The organism is Acinetobacter sp. 22512, assembly GCF_052044755.1.
GTDB classification, from domain to species: Bacteria; Pseudomonadota; Gammaproteobacteria; order Pseudomonadales; family Moraxellaceae; genus Acinetobacter; species Acinetobacter pittii.
On sequence record NZ_JBQENP010000042.1, the window covers coordinates 1 to 2,147 of the forward strand.

Annotated in this window: 3 protein-coding genes; 1 reads left to right on the plus strand and 2 read right to left on the minus strand. The window is 38.2% G+C overall.

What is annotated here, in order from left to right; all coding sequences use genetic code 11:
• Nucleotides 1–52 precede the first annotated feature (52 nt).
• Nucleotides 53–379 carry a hypothetical protein gene (locus tag ACTJJG_RS18985; RefSeq protein WP_032029004.1) on the minus strand — a complete coding sequence of 109 codons (327 nt, stop codon included), beginning with the start codon at nucleotides 377–379 and terminating at the stop codon, nucleotides 53–55.
• 10 nt (nucleotides 380–389) lie between these two features.
• On the minus strand, nucleotides 390–1,607 hold the full coding sequence (locus tag ACTJJG_RS18990; protein ID WP_000884016.1) for a phage/plasmid replication protein, II/X family: 1,218 nt from the start codon (nucleotides 1,605–1,607) through the stop codon (nucleotides 390–392).
• A 129-nt stretch (nucleotides 1,608–1,736) separates the two neighbouring features.
• Here ACTJJG_RS18990 and ACTJJG_RS18995 point away from each other — a divergent pair, with 129 nt between their 5' ends.
• Complete coding sequence (locus ACTJJG_RS18995; RefSeq protein WP_000301760.1) at nucleotides 1,737–1,940, plus strand: hypothetical protein; 204 nt, start codon at nucleotides 1,737–1,739, stop codon at nucleotides 1,938–1,940.
• Nucleotides 1,941–2,147 lie beyond the last annotated feature (207 nt).

The following is a 2,147-nucleotide window of genomic DNA, read 5'->3' on the forward strand; positions in this document are numbered from 1 at the left end:
TATACATTATACGAAGTGTTATATAGTTAACACTTTGATTCATATAGCTTTATTAAGCTGCTTCCACACCATCAAAGTCCAAAGCTACCAATACAGCTTTAGGCGCTTTACCTGTGAAATCCCAATCAAAGATCAATTTAGCTTTGCTCGGTAATTCCTGATGCATGTAATCATTAAAGAACTGAGCGCCTTTAATCTTGTAGTCAGTCGATTTAAAACCGATAGCGCCTTGTTCTTTCTCTTTGTCTGAATATTCCTGAAGTACAGTTACAACCGTATTTGAAAACGTAATTTCTTTACCAGATGACTGGTCTTTAAAATCACCCGCTGATTTACGGATGCCTGTAACTGTCATAATTGGATGTTGTGAATTATTCATTTGCTCACCTTTAAGCTACTGATTTAAATTGCGATACTGGTGGCTCATACCACTCAGGCAATTGTTGGGAAAAGTCGATTTCTACGAGCTTCATAAATGGAATGACATTTTTAGCCTTGTTGTCATGCAAGTTCTGCAAAAATGCCTTTGAAAAGCCACATTCGCAAAGTTCAGATAAATGTCTATAAAACGTAGGCTTAGGAAGCATTTCAGCTAATTTCTCTAAGCCATGCTCACGCACTAAACAGTACGTAGAGTAAATATTTCGGATACGTGTTTGAGAAACCTTACCGCTATTGGTAACGACAACTGGCGAGTTAGATATGGCTTCCAAAACACTTTCATCATTAATCAATTTCACAGTTTGACCTCTCATGGCATCAAAAATGCTGTGCGTTGCCTTTGTCCAAAGTGTTTGAAGTAAATCAGGATTTGCCTTCTGAAATGCTATGAGTTCATAAAGGTTCGTAGGTACTCCGTTACGTTCAAGCCAACGTTTTTTTAAACGTGATTCAAAACGTAATAGTCCGACCGTCCAGTTGATTAAACGAGAATCGGACATAACATCAACAACTCGTTGAGCTGCCTTGTCATTCTTTTTTGCCAGTTGCTTAAGTTCTTCAAACTGGGAAAGAAATTCATCATGCTTTAAATAGCATTTATGGTTTACAAGTCTGGACGTCTGGCCACCCCAATACACAGAGCTATCAAACCGCTTATTGGAAAGTCTAGTTTGACCGCTACTGACATTAGCCAGAAAGTCCAGAATCTTTTTAGCCGTTGTCTGATCAGACAACTTGGCAGAATACGTAACGTCAATATGTGAAACCCAAGCACGTTCCCAATCAAGCATACGGGTAAGCACTGGGTAAGCCATGTGTAAGAAGCCAATCATCTCATCAGCACCCTGCTCTATGTCATCCGATCCAAAAACGTTATGGCCCTGCAACAACTTTGCAGGCGAAGCCTTAATCTGTACATAAGGTTCATAACTAGCATCGAAAAACACTTTCATCGCCATACCTGTGTAATGAGTCGGTACAGACTCATAAGGATGGAATAAAGCAGCAGCAGAAATCGAACCGTCATCATTCTTATGAACAGAACGAGACGCAAGTGGAATTTCTATGGTGTGAAGATCAATATCTACAAAAAAATAACGCCCTTCCGCATCTACTGAGTAGAAGCTGGATTCAAATGGCGCATTTATGCAAATATGATCTAGCATGGTCTAATTACGCATGTATACAAATAACATTTAGCAGAATTTAATACAATTACACATGAATAGCAAGCACATATAACACATATACAAGTAATATTGTATGCAAGTTAATAACCGTAAAATGTGATCAAAATGGCAGTAACAGTACGTTTAAATGACAAAGAGCAAGAATCTCTTAGAAAGAAGTGCGTAGAACTCAATAAAATTCTGATCAATAAAAATCTACAGCCGATTAAGGATAGTGAGCTAGTGCATATAATCCTTGATCAAGCTATCGATAACGTTGAAATATCAGCAAACGGAAAAGTTGTTGTTAGGAACTCTAAAGACCTCTAAAAATTCCGAAATATCGGAATAGAGTCCACCATTAGACAGCATATAGAAATAATAAATTCTCAAATTTGAGACTAGAGTCCACCATTAGAAGACGTGGACTCCCCCAACCTTTCAAATTCGCATAATGCAGATTGATGTTAAAAAGCCCCGTGAGACTGCGTAATCTTCTCACTGGGGCTTAGTAACATAATCTGTGCATCACATTAT